Genomic DNA, 596 nt, shown 5'->3' on the forward strand with positions numbered 1-596 from the left:
CGGTACAACGGGCTGCCCGCGCGGCGGACGCGAGCCCGACCAGCTCCAGCACCTCGTCGACCCGCCGCGCGGGCAGCCCGTTGTACCGCGCCAGCCACAGCAGATGACTGCGCGCCCGACGCCCGGGGTGCACCGCCTCGGCATCCAGCAGCGCCCCGACCACCTTCAACGGCTCGCGCAGCGAGGCGTACGGTCGGCCGCCGACCAGAGCGGTCCCCCCGTCCGGGGCGTCAAGCCCCATCACCATCCGCATGGTCGTCGACTTCCCCGCGCCATTGGGCCCGACGAACCCGGTGACCAGCCCGGGCCGCACCGCGAACGTCAGCCCGTCCACGGCCGCCGTCGGCCCGTAACGCTTCCGCAGATCGTGGGCCTCGATCGAGAGGCCCGTCATGGTTTTCGCCATGCCCAGGGACGCTACGCAGCGGTGCTCGGCGGGCCGTCACGCCGGTGGGGAATCTTTCCGGCCCGGGTGTCCCCCGCACGGGGGACGGCAGGGAGCGCCGACCGCCGCATAATGACCGGCGTGAGGTGGAGAAAGCCCCTGGCTGGTGTGGCGGAGTGGGCTGCGTGCGCGCAGCCCACTCCGCCACACC

At 73.7% G+C, this 596-nt stretch carries 1 protein-coding gene; it reads right to left on the reverse strand.

Annotated elements, in window-relative coordinates; genetic code table 11:
* Positions 1 to 394: ATP-binding cassette domain-containing protein (locus tag CCN51_RS52725; RefSeq protein WP_143676285.1), on the reverse strand; the 394-nt coding region annotated here is incomplete at its 3' end.
* Positions 395 to 596: the final 202 nt, after the last annotated feature.

Source organism: Streptomyces milbemycinicus (assembly GCF_002154605.1).
Classification (GTDB): Bacteria; Actinomycetota; Actinomycetes; order Streptomycetales; family Streptomycetaceae; genus Streptomyces; species Streptomyces milbemycinicus.